This is a genomic window from Streptomyces sp. 3211.6 (assembly GCF_003634815.1).
GTDB lineage: Bacteria > Actinomycetota > Actinomycetes > Streptomycetales > Streptomycetaceae > Streptomyces > Streptomyces katrae_A.
Window position 1 is genome coordinate 7,197,105 of record NZ_RBXC01000001.1, and the last position, 22,749, is coordinate 7,219,853.

At 76.6% G+C, this 22,749-nt stretch carries 12 protein-coding genes; 6 read left to right on the forward strand and 6 right to left on the reverse strand.

Annotated elements, in window-relative coordinates; translation table 11 throughout:
* Positions 1–14: 14 nt before the first annotated feature.
* Genes BX286_RS32975 through BX286_RS32985 form a run of 3 tightly spaced genes read right to left on the reverse strand, consistent with a single transcriptional unit; the run spans position 15 to position 13,288 of the window.
* Positions 15–422 carry an acyl carrier protein gene (locus BX286_RS32975; protein WP_261993582.1) on the reverse strand — a complete coding sequence of 136 codons (408 nt, stop codon included), beginning with the start codon at positions 420–422 and terminating at the stop codon, positions 15–17.
* On the reverse strand, positions 412–5,139 hold the full coding sequence (locus BX286_RS32980; protein ID WP_121017316.1) for a type I polyketide synthase: 4,728 nt from the start codon (positions 5,137–5,139) through the stop codon (positions 412–414). The genes BX286_RS32975 and BX286_RS32980 overlap by 11 nt, the downstream gene beginning before the upstream one ends.
* Positions 5,132–13,288: a type I polyketide synthase gene (locus tag BX286_RS32985; RefSeq protein ID WP_261993583.1), complete on the reverse strand. Its 8,157-nt coding sequence runs from the start codon at positions 13,286–13,288 to the stop codon at positions 5,132–5,134. Before BX286_RS32985 ends, BX286_RS32980 begins: the two co-directional genes overlap by 8 nt.
* 496 nt (positions 13,289–13,784) lie before the next feature.
* Here BX286_RS32985 and BX286_RS32995 point away from each other — a divergent pair, with 496 nt between their 5' ends.
* The 3 genes from BX286_RS32995 (at position 13,785) to BX286_RS33005 (ending at position 16,524) form a co-directional block, all read left to right on the forward strand.
* Positions 13,785–14,678, forward strand: a complete 894-nt coding sequence (locus BX286_RS32995; RefSeq protein WP_121017318.1) for a LysR family transcriptional regulator — start codon at positions 13,785–13,787, stop codon at positions 14,676–14,678.
* A 130-nt stretch (positions 14,679–14,808) separates the two neighbouring features.
* Positions 14,809–16,050: an Ig domain-containing protein gene (locus tag BX286_RS37675; RefSeq protein WP_261993584.1), complete on the forward strand. Its 1,242-nt coding sequence runs from the start codon at positions 14,809–14,811 to the stop codon at positions 16,048–16,050.
* A 120-nt stretch (positions 16,051–16,170) separates the two neighbouring features.
* Positions 16,171–16,524 (forward strand): NTP pyrophosphohydrolase, encoded by a 354-nt coding sequence (locus tag BX286_RS33005; RefSeq protein WP_107438207.1) that lies wholly within the window; start codon positions 16,171–16,173, stop codon positions 16,522–16,524.
* Between the two features lie 49 nt (positions 16,525–16,573).
* Here BX286_RS33005 and BX286_RS33010 read toward each other — a convergent pair whose 3' ends face one another.
* Entirely contained in the window at positions 16,574–17,212 is a 639-nt protein-coding gene (locus BX286_RS33010; RefSeq protein ID WP_079423583.1) for a TetR/AcrR family transcriptional regulator, read from the reverse strand.
* Between the two features lie 168 nt (positions 17,213–17,380).
* Between BX286_RS33010 and BX286_RS33015 the strand changes: the two genes are divergently transcribed.
* The 3 genes from BX286_RS33015 (at position 17,381) to BX286_RS33025 (ending at position 20,913) form a co-directional block, all read left to right on the forward strand.
* Positions 17,381–18,946, forward strand: a complete 1,566-nt coding sequence (locus BX286_RS33015; protein WP_237292534.1) for an APC family permease — start codon at positions 17,381–17,383, stop codon at positions 18,944–18,946.
* Between the two features lie 89 nt (positions 18,947–19,035).
* Positions 19,036–20,178 carry an agmatine/peptidylarginine deiminase gene (locus BX286_RS33020; protein WP_121017319.1) on the forward strand — a complete coding sequence of 381 codons (1,143 nt, stop codon included), beginning with the start codon at positions 19,036–19,038 and terminating at the stop codon, positions 20,176–20,178.
* Positions 20,179–20,334: 156 nt separating this feature from the next.
* Positions 20,335–20,913, forward strand: a complete 579-nt coding sequence (locus BX286_RS33025; protein ID WP_121017321.1) for a hypothetical protein — start codon at positions 20,335–20,337, stop codon at positions 20,911–20,913.
* Here the strand turns inward: BX286_RS33025 and BX286_RS33030 are convergent.
* Entirely contained in the window at positions 20,895–22,151 is a 1,257-nt protein-coding gene (locus tag BX286_RS33030) for a GDSL-type esterase/lipase family protein (protein ID WP_121017322.1), read from the reverse strand. The genes BX286_RS33025 and BX286_RS33030 overlap by 19 nt on opposite strands.
* Positions 22,100–22,669, reverse strand: coding sequence for a TetR/AcrR family transcriptional regulator (locus BX286_RS33035; RefSeq protein ID WP_121017324.1), 570 nt, complete (start codon positions 22,667–22,669; stop codon positions 22,100–22,102). Before BX286_RS33035 ends, BX286_RS33030 begins: the two co-directional genes overlap by 52 nt.
* Between the last annotated feature and the right edge of the window lie 80 nt (positions 22,670–22,749).

The window sequence follows — 22,749 nt, forward strand, 5'->3', positions numbered from 1 at the left end:
AGGACACGGCGGCCTCAGCCGGCCGCGCGGGACGAGGACGACGAGGACGACGAGGACCCGGAGGGCGACGAGGACCCGGAGGGCGACGAGGACGGGGAGGGCGACGAGGACGACGAGGGCGGGGAGGCGGACGGGGTGCGCGCGAGCGAGTGATGGGTGATCCGGCCGATGTGGGTGACGAGTTCACCCACGGACATGGCCAGGATCGCCTCCATGTCCTTCTCCGCAAGGAAGCCCATCAGGTCCACCTCCGCGCCGTAGCGGTGGTGCAGCGCCTCGGCCAGGGCGACGAACTCGACGCTCTCCAGGGCGAGGTCCTCGTTGAAGGTCGTCCGCATCGTCACCTCGTCCGCGAGGAGGTACTCGTCGCCGACGATCTCCACCAGCATGCCGGTGATCTCGGCGAGGACGTCAGATGCCATGGTGTGTCTCCGTGAGGTCGAAGGGGACGCCGGCCGCCGGGCCTTGGGCGGTCCAGGCGACGACGTGGTCGGGCGGGGCGGTGCCGGACGGGGCGGTGCCGCCCGGGTGGGTGCCGGGCGCGGCGGTGGCGGCCGGGGTGGTGGAGAGCAGGGTGGTGCGGACCGGGTACGGGTGGCCGCCGGGGGAGTGCACCAGCAGACCGCCGCCGTCCGGGCCGGCCTCCGGGTCGCCCGAGACCCGCCAGTCCCGGGGCCGGCCGCCGAGCCCGCGGCCCTCCGCCTTGGCCGCGGCCTCCTTGGCGCACCACAGGGTGGTGAGCGCGGAGGCCAGGCCCGTACCCGCCTCGGCGGCCAGGGCCTCGGCGAGGCGGAGTTCACCCGGCCCCAGCGCGATCCGGACCAGCGCGTCCGGGTCGGCGGTCACCTGCTCCACGTCGATCCCCAGCGCCCGCCCCGGCCCGGCGAGGGCGACGGCGATCCGGTCCTTGTGGGCGATCGTCAGCCGAAGGCCCCGGGTGAGCGGGCCCAGCGCCAGCGGACGGCCCGCGGGATCGTTGCCGACGGGCACCTCCACCGGGAACACCGGACCGGCGCCACCGTCCCACAGCACCTGCCGCAGGGCGTCCTTGGCCGCGATCCGCCCCAGCAGCCACGGCCCCCGGGCCCGCGGCGACAGCCGCCCGTACGCCTCCCGTTCCGCGGCGCCCAGGTAGCGGCGCATCACCAGCTCCTGGGAGGCGGGATCGCTCCAGCGCCGCCGGGCCAGGCACCAACCCCCCGGCTGGGGTTCGCCGATGCCGCACACCTCGGGGGTGAACTTCATCGGCCAGACCCGTTCGTCGGCGCCGAAGCGGCGGTACGTCCACCCCTCGATCCGGGCCCACACCCCGCCGTCGGCCCGGACCAGCTCGAGGTCCCCGCGCACGGTGACCTCCCGCACCTCGCGCACCCGGGCGGTGACGCGCAGCAGTTCGCCGGGCGCCGGCGGCGGCCCGTAGAAGCGGATCCGGCCGACGGTGGCCGGGAACACCAGCCGGTCCACCGGGAGCCGCAGCTGCATCCAGTGCCCGAACAGCTGGCCGGCGGCGTCGAGGAGGGCCCCCGGGGAGGGGAGCGCCCGCACGACCCCCTCGATGCCGTCCGCGGCCACGGTGCGCACCTCGTGCACGGCGGCGAAGCGCGGCCCGTGGAACATCCACCGGTCACGGTAGAGCGCCGCCGCGCTGACGGGGGCGGGGCGCGGGTCGCGCAGGGGAGCGGCGTAGGGGGCGGGCGGCCGCTCGTACCGCTCGCCGAACAGGACGACGACGGAGGCGTACTCTCCGATCGCCACCCGGAGCCGCCCCGGCCCCTCGTCGCGGACCTCGGCCACGACGTCGAGGGCCGGTTCCACGGACAGCCAGCGCAGGGCCCGCACGTCCTCGAACCCGGTGACGGCGAGGCCGCGCGGGGCGTACCGGCGGGCGGCGTCGGCCGCGAGCTCCAGCATCGTGGTCATGGGCACGACCGGGAACCGGTCGGATTCCTCGGGCCAGCCGTCGGGCTGGAGGTACACGCAGTGGTCGCGCACGTAGGGCAACGTGGCGAGGGAGATCCGCAGGCCGAGCTTCCCCGTGGCCCTTCCCGCACCGTTGGTTACCACGGGCGCCGGGCCGACCCGCTGTCCCGGCCCCGGCCCCGGCGGCCGCGTGCCCGTGCCGGCGGCCGGCCCCAGCAGGCTCCCGGCGGACCCGGGGTCGGCCCCGGCGGGCGGGGCCGACGACAGGCCAGGCCGGGCCCCGTCCGGGTGGCCACGCACAGCGGCCTGTGCCGCCTGTGCCGCTTGAGCTGTCTGGGCTGCCTGCGAGACCTGACCCGCCTGAGCGGCCCGGCCCGCCGTGCCGGTGGCGTGCGACGAACCTGCCGTCGATGCCGCCGGTAGGCCGCCGAGGGCGGTCCGGGCCCCTTCGCCCAGGCGGACGAGCGGGGAACCGAGATCCAGCGGAACGGCGCGCCCCCGGGTAGCGGGCCCGGTGGCGGCCTGGGGCGGGGCCGGCCGGGAGACGGGGGCGGTGGACGGGGACGGGGACGGGGGCGCGAGCCTGGCCCAGTCAGGGGTGTGGCCCTCCGCCCAGAGGGCCGCGCAGAGACGGTTCAGGGACGCCAGTCCCGTCAGCCGGGGGGAGGAGGCCGCCACCGACAGGTGGGGGCGGTCGCGCAGGGTGTCCTCGACGAACCCCGGCAGGCTGCCCGGCCCCAGTGTGACGAAGCTGCGCACGCCCTCCTCCTCGTACAGCCGCAGCGTCAGCTCGCGGAAGCGGACCGGCTCCAGGAGGTGGCGTACCACCAGCTCCCGCACCTCCCGCTCCCCGGAGGGGAACGGCGCGCAGGTCGTGGCCGACCAGACCGGCACCGCACCCGGCCGCAGCGGCAGCCGGGCGAACGCGGCCCGGACCTGCCCGAGGTACGGCTCCCACATCGGGGTGTGGAACCCCGAACGGAACGGCAGTTCCTGCCCGAGCACCCCCTCCCCGCGCAACCGCGCGACCACCGCCGCGACTTGGTCGGGCTCACCGCAGACCACCGACTGGTGCGGGCAGTTGTCGTGGCTGACCACCACCCGGTCCAGCCCGTGCAGCGCCGCCCGCGCCCGCCCGGCACCGCAGCCCAGAGCCGCGTACACGAGGTCCGGGACCTTCAGCGAGCCCGGCCGCAGCGAGTCGAGGAAGGCGTCGGCCGCCTCCTGCGGGTAGAGGCCGGCGGCGACCATCGCCGCCCACTCCCCGAGGCTGTGCCCCGCCAGCACGTCCGCCCCGATGCCGAGCGCCGGCAGCACGCGGGCGAAGAAGCGGCCCGTCGCGAGGGCGTCCAGGGCCCGCTCCACGAGCCCGTCACCGTGCCCGAGACGGGGCCGGGGCAGTGCCAGCAGGTCCGCCACGTCGTCCACCACCGGGGCGAACTCCGGCTCCAGGCCCGGGAACAGGAACGCCGTGCGCCCGCCCAGCGGCGCCGGACTGAACCACACGTCCCCGCGCCCCCGCCAGGCCCGCCCGCGCGCCACCGCCTTCGCGGCCAGCGCGAGCCGCTGCGGGCTCGGCCCGACCACCGCGAGCCGGCAGGGCCCCTCCCCTCCGGACACGGGAGCATCCGCGGCCAGCAGGGCCGCCAGCCCGGCCGGGTCCTGCGCCGCCAGCAGCAGCACGTCGCCGGGCGCGCGCGGAGTCCCCACGGGCACGGCCGGCCCCGCCGGAGGCAGGAACCTGCGCACCGGAAGCGCCGCCGGCCGGCCGGCGGCCGGAGCCTCCTCCAGCACCACGTGCGCGTTGATCCCCCCGAAGCCGAAGGCGTTGACCCCCGCCCGGCGCGGGCCGGCCCCCCGCTCCCACGGCTCGGCGGCGGTCACCGGCCGCATCCGGGTCCGGGCCAGATCCGGGTGGGGATCCTCCAGGTGCAGCGTCGGCGGCAGCACCCCCTCGTGCACCGCCAGTGCCGCCTTGATCAGTCCCGCCATGCCGGAGGCCTGCATGGTGTGCCCCAGCATGGACTTGACCGACCCCAGACCGACGCCCGGCCCGTCGCCCCGCCCCGGCGGCCCGAACACCCGGGCCAGGGTGTCCAGTTCGGCCGCGTCGCCCACCGGCGTGCCCGTGCCGTGCGCCTCCACCAGTCCCAGCGCGCCCGGCTCCCGCGGATCCAGCCCGGCCTCCCGCCAGGCCCGTTCCAGCGCCCTCACCTGGCCCGCGACCAGCGGGCTCATCAGGCTCGCCGCCCTTCCGTCCCCGTCCACCCCCGTCCCGCGGACCACCGCGTAAACCCGGTCGCCGTCCCGCCGCGCGTCCGCCAGCCGCTTCAGCAGCACCACCCCGGTCCCCTCGGACAGCAGCGTCCCGTCCGCCCGCCGGTCGAAGGGGCGGATCCGCTCGCTCGGGCTCAGCGCCCGCAGCTGTGTGAACACGCTCCACAGGGTGGCGATGTGGCAGTGGTGCACCGCCCCCGCGACCACCACGTCGCAGCGCCCGGCCGCCAGCAGCCCGACCGCCTGGTCCACGGCGAGCAGCGAGGAGGCGCAGGCCGCGTCCAGGGTGTAGGCGGGACCGCGGAAGTCCAGCCGGTTCGCGGTCCGCGCGGCGGTGAAGCTGGGAACCAGCCCGATCGACGCATCGGGCCGCTCCGGGCCCAGCGCCGCCTGGAACGCCGACCGCACCTCCGCGATCCGCCGTTCCCCGAGCTCCGGCGCCACCTCCCGCAGCGTCTGCGCCAACTGGTGTGCCGTGCGCACCCGTTGGTCCAGCCGGGCGGTGGCCACCCCCATGAACCCGCCGCGCCCCAGCACCACACCGATCCGGGAGCGGTCGGCCGGCAGCCGCCCCTCACCGCCCGCGTCCGCGATCGCCTCGGCCGTCGCGTGCAGGGCCAGCAGCTGATCCGGCTCCGCCCCCTCCACGGCGGCCGGCATGATCCCGAACCGGGTCGGGTCGAACTGGGCCAGCCCGTCCACGAATCCGCCGCGCCGGCAGTAGAACCGGTCCCCGGCCGGGGGACGGCCGGCGGCGGCGCCCTCCGGGTCGTAGTACACCTCCGGGTCCCACCGCTCCGGCGGAACCTCGCCGATGCAGTCCGCACCGGAGAACAGGTTGCGCCGGTACGCGGCCAGGTCGGCGGCTCCCGGGAACACCGCGCCCATTCCGACGATCGCCGCGTCGGACGGCCGCGGGCCGCGCGGCTGCCGCTCACTCATGGCCGTCCCCCTCCGCGGGCACCGGTGCCGCCGCCGTCAGGACCACCTGTACGTCGTTCCCGTACGCGAGTTCACCGAGGAACGCGGTGGTCCCGGCGTCCGGATCGATGAGCGGGATCCCGCGCTCCGCGTACGCCCGCGCCAGCTCGGGCGTGACCATCCCGCCCGCCTCCGCCGCCCACGGACCCCAGTCCACGGACAGCACCCGGCCCGGGAAGGACTGCGCCCAGGTGTGTGCGAGGCCGTCGAGGGCGTCGTTGGCGGCGGCGTAGTCGCTCTGCCCGCGGTTGCCGTACACCCCGGCGACACTCCCGAACAGGGCCAGGAACCGGGGCGCGGGGCCGGACCCGTGGTCGGCGGCCGCGGCGGCGAGGTGACGGGCGCCGGCCACCTTGGCGGCGAACACCTCGGCGAAGTCCTCCGGCCGCTTGTCGCGCAGCAGCCCGTCCCGCAGCAGTCCCGCGCCGTGCACCAGCCCGTCGAGCCGCCCGTGCCGGGCCCGTACGTCCGCCACGACGGCCCGCACCGCGTCCTCGTCCGTGACGTCGGCGCGGTGGTAGCGGACGGACGCCGCCACACCGGCCAGGGCGGCCAGGGTCGCGCGCACCTCCCGCTCGGCGAGGATCCGGGAGGCGGCCGCCTCGATCTCGGCGGGGGTCCGCAGGCCCGAGGCGATCAGTGCGGCGCGCAGGGCGACCCGGTCCTGGGCCTGCCCGAACCCGTCGGGGGCGGCGGGGGGTTCGGGAGTCCGCCCGATCAGCTCGACGTGGCACCCGGTGGCGCGGGCCAGCGCGAGAGCCGTCCGGGCGGTGATCCCCCGGGCCCCGCCGGTGAGCAGCACCACCGAGTCCGGGCCGAGGGGCGGCGCGGGCTCGCCGGCCGCGTACAGCGGGGCGGGCACCGGGCGGCGGACGAACCGGGTGCCGTCCAGGGCGTAGCCGACGGAGACGGGCCCGTCATCGCCGGGCGCGCAGCCGAGTTCCGCGAGCAGCCGGGCGGCGATCCGTGCGGGCTCCTCCTTCGGGTGGACCTCCACGGCACGGACCAGCGCGCCGGGGAATTCCAGGGCGGCGCTGCGGGCGAACCCGTGCAGACCGGCCCCGGCCGTACCGGGCACACCGGCGAGGACCAGCCGGCCGGCGCCGCCGACCAGGGCCCGCCGCAGCCCGGCGAAGGCCCCGGGCAGCGCGGGCTCGCCGCCGCCCCGCAGCCCGGACAGCTCGACGATCCCGTCCCAGCCGCCCTCGGCGGCATCGAGCACCCCGACCTCGGCCCCCTGATCCCGCAGCAGCCCGGCGAGGGAACCGGCCACCCCCTGCCCGTCCCCGACGACCCCGACGCGCAGCCCGCGCAGCCGCCCCGGCTCCCCGTCGGCCGCCCCCACGGGAACGCGCTCCACCCGGAGCCGCACGACCGCGCCCGGTCCAGGGGCGGCCTCAGCGCCCGGCCCCTGCCCCCGACCCCCAGCCGGGGCTGCCGTCGCCCACGCTCCTGCGGCCGGTCCGGGGTTCCCGGCCCCGGCGGCAGGCGTGGCAGCACCCGGGCCCGTGCCCGTGTCCACGAGCGCGGCCGAGTCGGCGCCCGTGAGCGCGGCCGGGACGGGCTCCGGCGGCCGGGCCGGTTCCGCTTCGCCCGCGTGGCCGACGACCCAGTCCACGATCCCGCGCAAGGTCTTGATCCGGGACAGCTCCTCGACCGCCGTCCCCTCGGATCCTCCGGCGTCCCGGGGGAGACCGATGCGGTCGGCCAGGGCGCCGATGATCTCCACCCGCTTGATGGAGTCGATGGACAGGTCCGCCTCCAGGTCCAGCCCGGGGTCGAGCATGTCCGGGGGATAGCCGGTCCGCGTCTGGACGATCTCCAGCACCACGTCCATGACCTCCTCGGCCGTACGAGGCCCCCCGCCGCCGGAGCCCGTGGCCCCGGGCGGCACGCCCGGTCCGTCCGCCGCCCAGGGCGCGGACGCCGTGGCACCGTCCGCCCCGGCCAGGGGCGTCCAGCCGGCCCCCGTGTCCGTCGGCCCGGCCCACGGCGAGGGCGCCGCCCGGGGCGCCGGTTCCGGCATCCACCCGGTGGCGGAGTCCGCCGGTGCCACCCCGGGCAGGGCTCCGTTCAGGGTCCCCCGATCCAGGGGCCACCCGGTGGCGGGGTCTGCCGGTGCCCCCCAGGGGCCGGCTTCCGCCGGGGCGCCGGCCTCCGCTTCGGCTGCGGGCGACCACCCGCCCCCGGAACCGGCCGGTGCCGCCGCGGACGCCGCTTGTGCCCAGGCGGCCGGGTCCACCGCCGGTCCAAGGCCCGTACCGACGGCGGCCACGGGCGGTTCGCCGCTCCGGGCCGCACCGGCCGGCCCGGGAAGGGCGGATGCCCCAGCCCCCAGGTACCCCAACAGCACCTCCCGCTGCGCGGCGACCAGTTCGCGGGCCCCGCGCAGGTACTCCAGCACGGCCGCGTCCCGGGGCCCGGCGGACGGGCCACCGGTCCCGTACGGCGTCGGCCCGAGGGCGGAGGGGGCGGCCGCCGCCCCCGCGGGGGCGTCCCGGAGCCCGGCCGGGCGGTCCTCGGCCCGGGCCGCGGCGCTCCGGGAGCCGACGGATGGGAAACCGGCCCCGTTCAGCGGGTGGTCCGTCACCCCGTGCGGCGTCGTCCAGTGGTCGGAGGACGGGACCGCCGCCCCGTTCATCGGGTGGTCCGTCACCCCGTGCGGCGTCGTCCGGGGGCCGGGGGACGGGACAGCCGCCGCGGGCGGAGCCGTGCGCGGGTCGGGCGGGTAGCCCGTTGCCCCGTGCGGCGTCGTGCGGTGGCCGGCCACCGGGACACCCGCCCCGGGCGGGGCCGTCCAGGGGTCGGACGGGTGGGCCGCCGTCCCGTCCGGCGTGAGCCAGGGACCGTACGGGTGGCGGGCCGCCACCGCGTCGTGCGCCGTCCCGGCTTCCGGCGCGTACACGACGCTCCCCGGCGCCATCACAGGACCCGACGGCCGAGCGCCCGGTTCGGGCCGGGCGGGGCGGTGGCCGCTCGCGGCGGGGGCCGGGGCGGGGCCGGAGGCCGCGGCCGCGAGGGGGACCCGGCGGGCCGGGTGGAGACCGCCGGGTACCGGGGCGCCGGCGGCGGTGCGGACCAGGTGGCCGTCGACCAGCCAGCCCGGGCGGTTCGGAGCCCGCTCCGGAAGGCGCCGGGTCCGGCCCCGGAACAGGGCCTCCGGGGCCACCGGTACGCCCGCGGCCACGAGTTCCGCCAGGGCCGTCACCAGCCGCACCAGGCCGTGCTCGCCCGGCACGTCCAGCGGGACCACCGTGTGCGGCCGGCCCTGGAGGATCCTGCCGACCAGCCCGGAGAGGACCCGCCCGGGGCCCGCTTCCACGAAGGTCCGCACCCCGGCCGCGTACATGGCCTCCACCTGCTCCACGAACCGGACCGGTTCCGCCACCTGCCGCGCGAGCAGGGCCCGTACGGCATCCGCGCCGGCCGGATACGGCTGCGCCGTGGTGTTCGACCACACCGGCACGGCGGCCCCGCCCAGTTCCGTACCGGCCAGCTCGGCGGCGAGGGCCCCGGAGGCCCCCGCGATCACCTCGCTGTGGAAGGCGCAGGCCACCGGGATCGGCTGCGCCGACAGGCCGGCCTCCCGCAGTGCTGACACCGCCCGCTCCACCGCCGCCGCCGGGCCCGAAACCACGCACTGCCGCGGTGCGTTGTGGTTCGCCACCACGCACCCGGCCCGCTCGGCGATCTCCCGCACCTCCTCCGGGGCCGCCGACACCGCCGCCATCGTCCCCGGATCCGCCCCGGCGGCCGCCAGGATCGCCTCCGCACGGCGCACGCTCAGCCGCAGCAGCTCCGGCATGCCGTACACCCCGGCCGCCCACAGCGCGGTCAGCTCCCCGTACGAGTGCCCGGCCACGGCGTCCGGCCGTACGCCGAGCCGCCCGAGCAGCAGGTGCGCGGCCGCCCCGGCCAGGCCCAGGGCCGGCTGGGCCACCCGGGTGTCGGTGACCGCGGCCCGCCGCGCCTCCCGCCCCGCGGCGCCGAAGGCCGCCGGCGGGAACACCGCCTGGACGACGTTCGCCGGGGCCTCGTCCAGCAGTTCGCGCAGCGGCGGGAAGGCGGTGAACAACTCGCCCAGCATGCCCGGGCGTTGGCTGCCCTGACCGGGGAAGAGGAACGCCGTCCGGCCCGGATCCGCCGACTCCTCCCGTACGTGCACCCCTGCGCCCGGAGTGAAGGTGCGGGCCCGCTCCAGGCGGGCCGCGAGCTCCGTCAGGTCCCCGGCCACGACCGCGACCCGCACCGGACCCGTGCCCGAGGCGGCCGCCTCCGCCGCGAGGTCCCGCAGGGCCCACGGCCGGCCGGCCGCGTCGTTCTCCTCCAGCCGCGCGGCGAGCCGTGCCATCGCCCGGCCCGCCGCCCGCCGGTCCTCGCCCCGGAAGCAGAACAGCTCGGCCGGCCACTCCTCCAGTCCGTGCGCCGGCTCCCCGGCGCCGTCGTAACCGGCCAGCACGGCGTGGTAGTTGGTGCCCCCGAAGCCGAAAGCGCTCACCCCGGCGATCCGCCGGCGCGCGGGCACGGCCCACGGCCGGGCCTCCGCGTCGAAGAAGAAGGGACTGTCCGGCTCCCGCCAGGCCGGGTTCGGCGACTCGATGTGCAGGGTGGGCGGCCGTACGCCCGCGTGGACCGCCCGGGCCGCCTTGATCAGCCCGGCCAGCCCGGCCGCGCACTTGGTGTGCCCGAGCTGGGACTTCACCGAGCCCAGCGCACACGAGCCCGGAGCCGCCCCGGAGTCGGTGAACAGCTCGGTGAGGACCGCCAGTTCGGTACTGTCCCCGACGACCGTACCGGTTCCGTGCGCCTCCACCAGCCCCACCTCGGCCGGGCTGACCCCCGCCCGGGCGTAGGCCCGTTCCAGCGCCCGGCGCTGTCCTTCCGGCCGGGGCGCGGTCAGGCCGAGCGACCGCCCGTCACTGGCCGACCCGACCGCCTTGACCACGGCGTACACCCGGTCACCGTCCCGTTCGGCGTCCGCGAGGCGCTTGAGCACCAGGACGCCGGCCCCCTCGCCGAGGGCGATCCCGTCGGCCGCCGCGTCGAAGGGCCGGCAGCGGCCACCGGGGGAGAGGGCGCGGACCGAGGAGAACATCAGGTAGTCGTTGATGCCGTTGTGCACGTCGGCGCCCCCGCACAGCACCATGTCGGCGTCCCCGTCGCGCAGGTGGCGGCAGGCGAGGTCCAGGGCGGCCAGCGAGGACGCGCAGGCCGCGTCGACCGTGCAGTTGGCGCCGCCCAGGTCGAGCCGGTTGGCCACCCGGCCGGCGATGACGTTGGCCAGGACGCCGGGGAAGGAGTCCTCGGTGAGCCGGGGCAGCTGCCCCTCCAGCCCGGCCGGTACCGCTCCCAGGTAGGACGGCAGGAGCGCGCGCAGCCCGTACGCGCCCGCCAGCTCCGTACCGGCCTCCGCGCCGAAGACCACGGCCGTCCGGGACCGGTCGAACTCCCGTCCCTTGTCGTAGCCGGCGTCGGCGAGGGCCCGCGCGGAGATCTCCAGGGCCAGCAGCTGGACGGGTTCGATCCCGGCCAGGGAGGCCGGCGGGATACCGTGCGCGAGGGCGTCGAAGGGTACCGGGCCGAGGAAGCCGCCCCACCGGGAGGGGGTGCGCTCGCCCGCCCGCGCGGGGTCGGGATCGTAGTAGAGGGCCGGGTCCCAGCGCTCGGCCGGCACCTCGGTGACCGCGTCCGTACCGTCCAGGATCCGCGCCCAGTAGGCGGCGAGGTCGGGGGAGCCGGGGTAGGCGCAGGCCATGCCGACGATGGCGACGTCCAGCGGTGCGGCGGCGTCCCGCTCGGCCTCCTGCGGGACGAGGAGTTCCCGGGCCCGCCGTTCCAGGAACCGCGTCGCGCCCTCGGTCACCTGGGCGTGCAGCTCGGCGACGGTGGTGGTGGCGTTCCGCAGGGTGGCGGCCTGCCCGAGCATGAACAGTCCGTCGGTGTACTGCTGTTCCTCGTCCACGGCCTCCAGCCGGCCCGCACCGGCGGGAACCGGCGGCCCGGCCGGGAGGGGTCCGCCGACGGCTTCCGGCCCACCGCTGGCGCCGGGCGCGGGCAGCTGGACGGGCCCACCGCCGGGGCCGGGCGCGGGCAGCCGCTCCGGCGCGCCGCCCGGTCCGCCCTCCGATCCGGCGATGCCTTCCGCCCGGGCCATGCCCTCAGGCCCGGCGATGCCTTCCGCCCGGGCCATGCCCTCGGCCCGGGCCATGCCCTCGGCCCGGGCCATGCCCTCGGCCCCGGCGATGACTTCCAGCCCGGCGACGCCCTCGGCCCCGGCGATGCCTTCCGCCCGGGTGACGCCCCCCGGCTCCCCGCTGCGTCGACGCAGTCCCTTCGCCGCGATGCGCAGGCGGCCCAGGTTGAGCCGTTCGAGCTCCTGCCACACCGCGCGCGGTTCCGCCCCGTCGTCCGTGAGGCGCTGCCGCGCGGCCTCGAAGGCGTCGGCGTACGGGGTCGGTGCGCAGCGCGTGGCGTGTCCCGGGGCGGTGTGCAGCAGGACGGTCTCCGTGCACTCGACCGCCGTCCGCTGGAAGACGGGGAGCACGGCCCCGCAGTCCACGGCCTCCCGGGTGAACAGGTAGGCGGTGCCCATCAGGACGCCGATCCGCGCGCCCCGCCCGGCCAGCGGTGCCGCGGCCGCCACCGCCATGGCGGCGGAGCGTTCGTCGTGGATGCCGCCCGCGAACAGCACGTCCAGTTCCCGTGGTTCGGGACAGGACAGCAGGAGCTCGATCTGCTCCTCCCACAGCGGGAAGGAGGCCCGTGGCCCCACGTGCCCGCCGCACTCCAGCCCCTCGAAGACGAACCGCCGTGCCCCCTCGGCGAGATACCGCTCCAGCAGCCCCGGCGAAGGCACGTGGAGGTGGGTCCGGATCCCGGCCGCCTCCAGGGGCGCCGCCTGTGCCGGGGTGCCGCCCGCGATGATCGCGTACGGGGGGCGGGCCCCGGCCACCGCCGCCAGCTGCTCCCGTCGCAGCGCCTCCGGGGCGAAGCCGAGCAGGCCCACCCCCCAGGGGCGGTCCCCCAGCCGCGAGGCGGTCTCGGCCAGCAGGGCACGGACGTCCGGGCCCTCCATCACCGCGAGCGCCAGGTACGGCAGCCCGCCCGCGGCGGCGACGGCCTCGGCGAAAGCCGCCTGATCGCTCACCCGGGTCATGGGACCCTGCGCCACGGGGAACGGACGCTCCAGCGGCCGGGCCCGTACGGCGGTCTCGAGGTGCCCGGTGACGGCCGCCCGTACGGCCTGGACCACTCCGCCGGTGGTCCGGTGACGGGCGGCCAGCCGGGCCGCCGAGGCCCCGTCCTGCCCGACGGGCAGCAGCTGCGCCCGCAGGTCCCGGGCGCCGAGCAGCGCGGGCACGGGCCCCTCGGGCGGGGTGAGATCGGGCCGGGTGAACACCCGGTGCCCGTCGGCCAGCCGGGTCTCGGACCCGTCCATGGCCCGCAGCACCGCCGCCACTTCGGCGGGCAGCGCGTCCTCGGCCTCGGAGGTCAGGGCGAGTTGTACGTCGAGCAGCACTCCGGCGGCCCCGCCCGCCACCGCGGCGGCCGCGGTGTGCGGCCCGATCCCCCCGCAGACCCGCACGGGAACCCCGGGCCCGGAGTCACCGAGCAACTGCTGCAGGAGCACGAAGGAGGTGGCCCCGCCCACCCGGCCGCCGGACTCGTGCCCCTTGGCGACGAGCCCGTCCGCTCCGGCGGCCACCGCCGCGGCCGCCTCCTGTGGGCTGGTGACCTCGGCCCAGAGCCGGGGCCGGCCGGCCGCCGAGGCCCAGGCGGCCAGCCGGTCCGGGGTGTACCGGGCGGGGTCGGCCAGCAGCACGGTGTCCACCTCGGGCGGCAGCTCGTCCGGGCCGGTCGGGCAGCCCGCGGGCACCCGTACGCCGTACCGGCCGTTGCCGTTGCCGCCGCTCGCGTCACCGCCGCGGCCGAGCAGCCGGGCCAGCTCGTCGAAGGCGCGCCGTGCGGCATCCGGGTCCCGGCCGAGGTCGAGCAGCCCCAGGGCCCCGGCGCGCGCGGCCGCGCTCACGACACGGGGGTGCGGCTCCTCGAACGGGCTGACCACGACGACCAGATCGCGGATGGCGGCGGACTGCGGGGGAGGGGTCACGGACGCTCCTCTTCCAGTGCTGTGTGACATGACGCAGTGCGGGCGGAAGAACGGGGGAGAGCGGGGTGAGGCGTGCGGTGACGCAGTGAGGCGGCGGCTGCCATCACGGGGCCGCGGGGAGCACGCGGGCGGCGGGAACCCGGATGTGTACCGGATTGAACAAGGGTCAAGCTCCCGGCGCCGCGATGCATCGTGCGAGCGGCGTCGCGCACTGTCAACAGCCATGCGGAACACCCCCCTTCGCGCCCCCGGAGCCCCTGCGGGCCCTCGTGCGGGCCGTCGGCGCCGGCGGCCCGGCGCCCCTCTCCGTCTGACCAGCGGCATCGGCGGCGGGGGGCCCGTGCACCGGAGCACGCGCGGGCGTACGGAGGCGCCCCCGGCTCATGCCGCACCGGCATGCCTTGCCGCCCATCCGGTATGAACGGGCCCCGGGAATCGTGCAGTTGTTCATCCAGGCGCTCTTACGGCGGCATGCTCACGCCGTTACCGTCCGCTCATGACCCCCACGCTCGCGCAACTCCGCTACCTCGTCGCCGTCGCCGACTGCCGGTCCATCACGGGCGCCGCCGCCTCCGTCTTCGTCGCCCAGTCCGCCCTGTCAAGAGCCGTCCAGGCCATGGAGCGCGACCTGGGCGTCGAGCTGCTGGCCCGGCGGGGAAGGGGGGTGGACCTCACGCCGGAGGGGGCCCGGGTCGTCCGGCTGGCCCGTACCGTGCTCAACGCGGTGGAGGCCATCGACGACATCGGGACCCCCCAGGGCCGGGGCCCGCAGGCCACCCTCACCCTGGTCACCACCCCCACGCTCGCCCTGGACCTCGCCACCGACCTGGTCGCGGGCTTCACCGCCGGCCGGCCCGGCGCGGAGGTCAAGGTCCAGCAGCACGACAGCAGGGAAGCGCTGGTCCAGGAACTCAGCCAGGGGCGCGCCGAGCTGGCGCTCGTGGACCTGCCGGTGGACACGGAGCTGACCTCGCACTTCATCCAGGAGCGCGAGGTGGTGCTGATCTCCCCGATCGGCACCCGCCTGCCCGACCCGGTCCCCCTGCGCATGCTCGACGGACTGCCCATGGTGCTGCCGAGCCCCGGAACGGGCCGCCGCACCGAGATGGAGGCCATGTTCAGCTGCCTGGGCGTCCGGCCCGTCCCCTCCCTGGAGGTCGACGAACGCCTCGCCTGGGTGACGGGGGTGACGGACGGCCGCGGCTCCCTCATCTGGTACCGGGACGTCGTCTTACGGGCCTTCGGCACCAGGGCGGAGATCCGCTCCTTCTCCCCGCCCCTGCTGCGCCCGGTGGGCATCGCACACCCCCGCCGCCCGCTGAGCCGCACCGCCCGCGCCTTCATCGCACACGCCGGCCGCAAGGCTCCGGTCCGCGAACCGGCGCGTTGAACGGGCTCCTTGACGGGTGCGCTGGGCCCGGCGCGCCGAACGGCGGTATGCCCGCACGGCATTGGACGATGCTCGAACGGGCGTCGCCCGCCCCTGGCGATGTCCGCCGCGCCCCACTCCCATGGTCCGCATGCCCCGACTCCTGACACCCCCACGGGCCGCCGCCCTCGCGACCGCTGCCCTGGCCACGCTCCTGCCCGCGCTGGCCTGGGCGGCCGGCGCCGACGCCGCAGCGGCGCCCGCCCCGGCCCCTGCGCCGGCCGCCGGTCCGGCGGCCGAGAAGAAGTGCACCCTGCCGCCGGGCCTGACCGAATTCAGCGGGCTCGCGATGAGCCGCCGGCACCCGGGCGTCTTCTACGCCGTCAACGACAGCGGCAACACCAACCAGGTCTTCGCGATCGACTGCACCGGCCCCACCGGCATCCTGAAGGCCACCTTCACGCTCGCCGGCGTCACCAATACCGACTGGGAAGGCCTGTCCCTGGGCAAGGACGCCGCCACCGGCTCCCCGGCCGTCCTCGTGGGAGACATCGGCGACAACTTCGCCGGCCGCGCCGAGATCACGGTCCACGGCTTCCCCGAACCCGAACAGCTCACGAACGCCACCGTCACCCCCACCACCTACCGCTTCGCCTACGCCGACGGCCGGCACGACGCGGAGTCCCTGCTCGCCGACCCGCTCACCGGCCGGATGTTCATCGCCGCCAAGCAGATCGGCGCCCCGGGCCGCCTCTACCAAGCCCCGCTCCCACCGCTGACCGGCCAGGTCAACACCCTCACCCCGGTCGGCCCGGCCCCGGTGTTCGCCACCGACGGAGCCTTCTCCCCGAGCGGCGCCTCGTACGCCCTGCGCAGCGGCGGCCCCCTGGGCGCCAACACGGCCTCCGTCTACGACACGGCGGGCACCAAACTGGCGGACGTCGCCCTCCCGTCCCAGCCCCAGGGCGAGGCGATCACGTACGCGGACTGCACCCACCTCCTGGTCGGCTCGGAGAACGACCCCCAGATCTGGCAGGTCCCCCTCCCCCCGGAAGCCACCCCCGCCTGCACCTCGACCCCCACCCCCACGCCAACCCCCACCCCCACGCCAACCCCCACCCCGACCCCCGGCAACCTGGGCTTCCCCAGCCCCGGCCCCCGGAGCTGCACGTTCACCCAGCCCTGCACCATCCAGCTCACCACCACCGGCGGCACACCCCCCGTCCGCTACGCCACGACCACCCTCCCCTGGGGCCTGACCCTCGACCCCGCCTCGGGCCGCATCACCGGCAAACCCTGGAGCACCGGCACGACCCAGATCATCGCCACCGCAACGGACTCCACGGGAGCCACGGCAGGCACGTCCTTCCCCCTGACCATCACCTGGTTCTGACCCCCGGCCCCCAGCCCCCGGCGGGCGCCTCCGGGACGGCGGCGTGGCAGAATCGCCGACCGTGACCGAGCAAGAGATGTGGACCGCGCCACGCCGCGTCCGGTGCCGCCGGGAGGCGTCGTGAGCACCCGTCCGGTGCTGATCGTCGACGCCGCGAACGTCGTCGGCTCCGTGCCCGACGGGTGGTGGCGCGACCGCAAGGCGGCCGCCGAGCGGCTGCGTGACCGGCTCGCGGTGCGGGACGCCGGTGAGGAGGTCATCCTCGTCGTCGAGGGAGCCGCCCGGGGGGTCGAGTCCGTGCCGGGGGTGCGCGTCGAGTCCGCGTCCGGCAGCGGGGACGACCTCATCGTGGAGCTCGCCGCGGCCCACGCCGGCCGGCCCTGCACGGTCGTCACCGCGGACCGCGCGCTGCGCGAGCGGGTCGCCGCGTACGGCGTCGCCTGCGCGGGCCCCCGTACGGTCCGGCCCGTCTAGGGCCCACGTAGCGAAGCCCGAAGCCCGAAGCCCCGCGGGTGTCGCCCCGTCAGCCCTCGTCCGCCAGCTGGGCGGCCAGGCCGTCCAGGACGAGGCGCAGGCCCAGTTCGAAGCCGCGGTCGTCCAGGCCGGCCAGGCCGCCGGGGCGGGAGCGGGTCGCTTCGAGGGAGTCGGCGAGGGCCGGGTACCCGGGCCGGTAGTCGGCCGGGGAGCGGGTGAAGCCCGCCGTGAAGGTCTCCAGGGCGGAGCCGAGGACCAGGTAGTCCAGGGCCGCCGCCGCCTCGGCCGCTCCGTCCGGCGTGCAGCCCGCCCGGACCAGGGCGGTCAGCAGCGCGTCGTAGCTGAGGAGGGCCCGGTCGGCCTCGACCCGGCGGCGCGCCACCAGCGCGATCATGTGGGGGTTCCGGAGGTACACGCGGCGGTACCCGCGGGCGTACTCGGCGATGCCCCGGCGCCACTGCGGGTCCTGGAGCGGGCCGAGGTCGATCTCCTCGTTGAGCAGCTCCGACGCCGCGTCGAGCAGGTCCTCCTTCGACGCGACGTGGTGGTAGAGCGAAGCGCCCCGCACCCCCAGCCGGTCGGCCAGCGAGCGCATCTTCAGGGCGTCCGGGCCCTCCTCGTTGAGCAGTTCCAGTGCGGCGCGCGCGATGATCGCGCGGCTCAGCAGCGGCTGGCTCGGTCGGCCCACGGCGGCACTCCCCCTCTTCCGGCGCCAGGTTACCCGTCGGCAGGTCTTCCCAAGAGGCCGAGGGCGCGTTAACGTCCCCGCAACCCCGTTACCTAACAAGGTTAGATTTAGTTCGGGGAGCGCTCCCGGCCGTTGCCGGACGGCTCCCCCTGCCCTCCGAGGTGTCACGTGCCCGAACCCTCCACCGGCGGCAGACCCGCCACCGCCACCCCGCAGGACGCCACCGCCACCCCGCAGGACGGCGACGCCGCCCGGCTGAGCGCCCTCGGCTACGAGCAGGAGCTGCGCCGCAGCCTCGGCGTCCTGGGGAACATCGCCATGGGCTTCGCCGTGGTCTCGCCCGTGGTCGCCCTCTACGCCGTCTCCATGGTCGGCACGACCATCGCCGGACCGGCCTGGGTGTGGGCACTGCCCGTCGTCCTGCTCGGCCAGTGCCTGGTCGTCAACGTCTACTCCGAGCTGGCCTCCCAGTGGCCACTCGCCGGGGGCCCCTACCAGTGGGGGCGCCGGCTGCTGGGGCCCTCGTTCGGCTGGATGAGCGGCTGGGTGTGGCAGTTCGCCGTCATGTTCGGCAACACCACCGTCGCCTACCTGGCGGCGCCCTGGGTCTTCGCCCTGGCCGGGATCGCGCCGACGCCCGCGGCGATGGTCGCGGTGGCCGCCGCCATCCTGCTGGGCTGCATGCTGGTCAACGCCTTCGGCATCAGGATCCTCAGCCTCTTCGTCTCGCTGGGCATCGCCGCCGAGGCCGTGGCCTCGGTGCTGGTCGGCTTCAGCCTGCTGCTGTTCTTCCGCAAGCACGGCTTCTCCCTCTTCACCGAGACGCTCGGCGCCGAGCAGCTGTCGGGCGGCTCCACGGTCATGGCCTTCCTCGCCGTCCTCGCGGTCGCGGGCTGGGGCTTCATCGGCTTCGACGCCTGCGTCTCGACGGCCGAGGAGACCAAGGACGCCGGGCGGCAGGTGCCGCGCGCCATGTGGTGGGCCCTGCTGAGCGTCGGCACCGTGGTGATCCTCAACGCCATGGCGGTGGCCCTGGCCCACCCCGACCCGGCGGCCGTGGTGGCCGGGCAGGACCTCGACCCGGTGACCACCGCCGTGGTCACCTCCTTCGGCTCCTGGTCCGACAAGCCCTTCGTCTTCGTCGTGCTCGTCGGCTTCCTCGCCTGCGCCATGGCCTCCCAGGGCGGAGCGGCCCGCGGCGTCTACTCCCTCGCCCGCGACGGCGTCTTCCCCTTCTCCCGCCAGGTCCGCCGGGTCAACCGGCGCCAGGCGCCCATCGGCGGCCTGGTGGCCTCCACCGCCGTCAGCTGCTCCGCCCTGCTGCTGGGCCTGAACGCCACCGCCATCGGCAGTCTGATCGCCTTCGGCACGGCCGCCACCTTCCTGCCGTTCTTCCTGGTCTCGCTGGCCGCGCTCATCGCCCGGCTGCGCGGTACATGGGTGCCGTCCGGGCACATCCGGCTCGGCCGCAAGGGCACCTTCCTGAACGTGCTCGCGGTGCTCTGGACGGCCTTCGAGGTGGCCAACGTCTGCTGGCCCCGGGCCGTCCTGGCCCCGCCCGGCGCCCCGTGGTACCAGATCTGGGCCGGTCTGCTGGGCACCGGCGTGGTCATCACGGCCGGCCTGCTCTACCTGCTGGTCCGCCGCCCCCAGGAAAAGCTCCGGACCCTGGAGCCGCAGCCGGCGCGCCCGGACGCGGACCGCTCCGCCGAACCGGCGGCCGGGCTCTCCTGACCACCACCCCTCCGGGGGCCGCCCGGCTCACCGCGCCGGCCCCCGGACCGTTCGCCGCACCACCCCGCCCACCCCTCAGGAGGTATGTCATGAACTTGCCGTCGATGTCCCGGAGAGGCTTCGGAGCCGCCGCGCTCACCGCCACCGCCGCCACCCTGCTCGGCGGCCGCGCCCTGGCCGCCGGCACGGCCGCGACCGCCGACACGTCCACCGCCTCGGCGGAGAAGTACACGGCGCCCGCCGAATGGGAGGACCACTCCTGCTGCGTCATGTCCTGGCCCTGGGACCGCACCGACGGCTGGGGCTCCCTGCTGCCCGACGTCCAGGCCGAGATCGCCGGCATCGCCCGTGCCATCGCCCGCACCGAGCCGGTCCTGATGTTCGCCGGACCGGGGCACACCGACGAGGCCCGCGCCCAGTGCGGCCCCACCGTCACCGTCGTCGAATACCCCGTCAACGACTGCTGGACGCGCGACACCGGCCCCATCTTCGCCCTCAACGCCGCCAAGTCCCGCCGGATCGGACTCGACTTCGCCTTCAACGGCTGGGGCGGCAAGTACCCGTACGACAAGGACGACCTCCTGCCCGTCGGCGTCTGCGCACAGCTCGGTGTGGAGCGCCGCGACGTCCCGATGGTCCTGGAAGGCGGCTCCGTCATCACCGACGGCCAGGGCACGCTCATCACCACGGAGGAGTGCCTGCTCAACCCCAACCGCAACCCCACGATGACCCGGGCGCAGATCGAGGCCACCCTGCTCGCCGCCTACGGGGCCACCAAGCTCATCTGGCTCCCTTACGGGCTGGCCAACGACACCATCACCAACGGGCACGTCGACCTCGTCGCCGCCTACCTCGGCCCCGCCCGGATCCTCCTGCACACCCAGCCCGACACCGCCAGCCCCAACCACGCCCGGATGGCCGCCAACAAGACGGTCCTGCAAGCCGCCACCGACGCCTGCGGACGCCCCTTCGACCTGGTGGAGATGGAACAGCAGCCGCACTTCCGCCAGAACGGCCTGCTGGTCGAGACCTTCAGCTACACCAACTACTACCTGACCGCCACCCAGGTGATCGTCCCCCTCTCCGGGGAGGCGGCGGCCGACACCGCGGCCCTCGACCGGCTCCGCCCCCTCTTCCCCGGCCGGGAGGTCCTCGGCACCCCCGCCCGGATCCTCGCCTGGGGCGGCGGTGGGGTCCACTGCGTCACCCAGCACGTGCCGCGCACCCGCTGACCGGGGCGCACGGTTCGCGGCGCGCGCGCCCCGCGCGCCGCGAACCGGTCGGCGGACGCCGCTTGACCCCTCCCGGACATGGGCAGGGTGGGGCGAGAGCACGCGGCCGCCGCCCCCGGCGGCGCGGCCGCGCGGGACGGCTGACGGGGAGTGGGCATGGGGTGGACGGCGGAGGATTTCGGGGCCTCGCACGAAGGCTGGGCCGGTGCGCTCCTGGCGGACGGCACCGAGCCGGGCCCGGTCTCCCTGGACCCGGGCGGCGGCCGCGACCTCCGCCAGACGCGGGAGTGGTGGGCCTACACCGGCATCCTGGACCGGCCCCGGGCCGCCGCCGCCCGCGCCGCCTGCGCCTGCGGCTGGCGCGGCGCCGCGCACTATCCGGTCGACCCTCGGCCCCAGGACCCCTCCGGCCTCTACGAGCAGGTGATCGAAGGGCCCCGCGACGACTGGGAACGCCACCTCGACGAGGTCGAGGCCCGCACCGTGCCGCTGCCCGCCGAGCTGGCCGACCTCCTCGACCGCGTCGAGGACCAGCTCAACAACCTGGCCGGACAGGCCCCGGTGGCCGCCCTCAAGGCCGTGGCCGCACTGGAGCGCATCACCAGGAGCGTGGCCCGCGACGCCGCCTACATCGCCGAGGCCGACGACCTGTCGTGGGAGTCGATCGCCACCGCCCTCGGCATATCCGAGAAGGAGGCCCGCTCCCGGCTGACCCACTACACCTGCCGGCGCTGACCGCCCGGCACCGGGCCGAAGAAGCCGCCCTCGCCGAAGGCCAGTGCGGCGAAGCGCTCGCCTATCCGCCGGTGGGTGGCCGCGTCCGGGTGCAGGGCGTCGGGCAGCGGCAGTCCGGCGGCGTCGGCCTCGCCGTAGAGCTCGCGGCCGTCGAGGTGGTACAGGTGCGGGTCCTCGTCCGCCCGCTGCCGCACGATCCGCGCCAGTTCCTCGCGGATGACGGTGAGCGTCAGCTTCCCGGCGGCGCGCTCGGCGGGGGCACCCGTCGCCCGGAAGCGCAGCTTGCCCGTACCGAGCGCGGCGGTGTCGAAGGCCGTCGGCCCCGGGGTGTCCTCGTGGATGGGGCACAGCAGCGGCGAGACGACCAGCAGCGGAGTGTCCGGGTGGCCCTCGCGGACGGTGTCGAGGAAGCCGTGGACCGCGGGGGTGAAGGCGCGCAGCCGCATCAGGTCGGTGTTGACCAGGTTGATGCCCAGCTTGACGCTGATCAGGTCGGCCGGGGCGTCGCGCAGGGCGCGCGCCGTGAACGGGTCGAGCAGTGCGCTGCCGCCCAGGCCCAGGTTGACCAGCTCCACCCCGCCGAGGGCGGCCGCGAGCGCCGGCCAGGTGCCGGTGGGGGCCGCGGCGCCGGAACCCTGGCTGATCGAACTGCCGTGGTGCGCCCACACCCTGCGGCCGCGGTCCGGCGCGGGGGCGACGGGGGCGTCGGTGCGCAGGGCGACGAGCTCGGTCGTCTCGTCGTGCGGCAGCCAGATCTCCACGTCCTTCATCCGCCCGGGCAGGCCCGGGAAGCGCAGCGTGGCGGCCGGGCCGCTGCGGTGCTCGACGCCGCCCGTCGCGGGGTCGATGGTGAGGGTGTCGCCGCCCGCCGCGGTCGCCCGCCCGGCCGGACGGCCGTCGACGAGGAGCTCGTAGACCCCGTCGGGACGGGGCGGGGCGCCCGCGTAGACCCGTTTGACGGGCAGGACGTCCAGCTCGACGGCGGTCGCCGCGGTGCGCAGGGCCAGCCGTACGCCGGAGGGCTGGGACTCGGCCATGGCCAGCTGCCCGTCGGTGTTCTGGGCCCGGGCCCGGGCCGGCAGCCGGTGGGGCAGCAGGCCGCGTCCGGTGTGCTCGGTGTCGAGGGCCCCGCGCAGGAGCTCCGCGGTGACGGGCGTGGTGGTCAGGGGCCCGGCGGCGCGGGACGTCACCTCGCCGCCCGGGTGCGCAGCAGGGTGTCGAGGGCGTCGAGGGTCCATGACCAGCTCTCCTGGGAGTCGGGGGTGCTGTGGCTGAAGCTGCCGGCCAGCTCCAGGCTGACGTAGCCGTGGAAGACGCTGCCCAGCAGGCGGACGGCGTGCGTCTGGTCCGGGCCCGCCAGGTCGTAGCCCCGCAGGACCGCCCGCATCATCTCCGAGTGCCGTGGGCCGGCGCTCGCGGCGGCCTCCTCGGGGGTGAGCCGGAACCGGGACGCGTCATAGCGGCCGGGGTGCTCGCGGGCGTAGTCGCGGTAGACGTCCGCCAGGGCGGTCAGGGCGTCCTTGCCCGCGCGTCCGGCCAGGGCCGAGGCGCCGCGCTCGGCGAGTTCCGCCAGGGCGAGCAGGGCGATCTTCGCCTTCAGGTCGCGGGAGTTGCGTACGTGCGAGTACAGGCTGGCGGTCTTGACGCCGAACCGCCGGGCGAGCGCCGAGGCGGTCACCTGCTCGAAGCCGGCCTCGTCGGCCAGCTCCGCCCCGGCCCGCACCAGGCGGTCCGTGGTCAACCCGATGCGTCCCATGCCCGTCCCTCACAGCTCCCGCGGCCGGTGGCCGCCCGCCGACTGTCCTCACCATCTACCTATGGTGATTATGCGTTTGC

Excerpts from the sequence above, each read along its gene's own strand:
- BX286_RS32975 (WP_261993582.1), bottom strand. The coding sequence starts at position 422 with ATGGCATCTGACGTCCTCGCCGAGATCACCGGCATGCTGGTGGAGATC.
- BX286_RS37675 (WP_261993584.1), top strand. The coding sequence starts at position 14,809 with ATGCCCCGACTCCTGACACCCCCACGGGCCGCCGCCCTCGCGACCGCT.
- BX286_RS33035 (WP_121017324.1), bottom strand. The coding sequence starts at position 22,669 with ATGGGACGCATCGGGTTGACCACGGACCGCCTGGTGCGGGCCGGGGCG.
- BX286_RS33030 (WP_121017322.1), bottom strand. The coding sequence starts at position 22,151 with ATGGACCCTCGACGCCCTCGACACCCTGCTGCGCACCCGGGCGGCGAG.
- BX286_RS33025 (WP_121017321.1), top strand. The coding sequence starts at position 20,335 with ATGGGGTGGACGGCGGAGGATTTCGGGGCCTCGCACGAAGGCTGGGCC.
- BX286_RS33020 (WP_121017319.1), top strand. The coding sequence starts at position 19,036 with ATGAACTTGCCGTCGATGTCCCGGAGAGGCTTCGGAGCCGCCGCGCTC.
- BX286_RS32980 (WP_121017316.1), bottom strand. The coding sequence starts at position 5,139 with ATGAGTGAGCGGCAGCCGCGCGGCCCGCGGCCGTCCGACGCGGCGATC.
- BX286_RS32995 (WP_121017318.1), top strand. The coding sequence starts at position 13,785 with ATGACCCCCACGCTCGCGCAACTCCGCTACCTCGTCGCCGTCGCCGAC.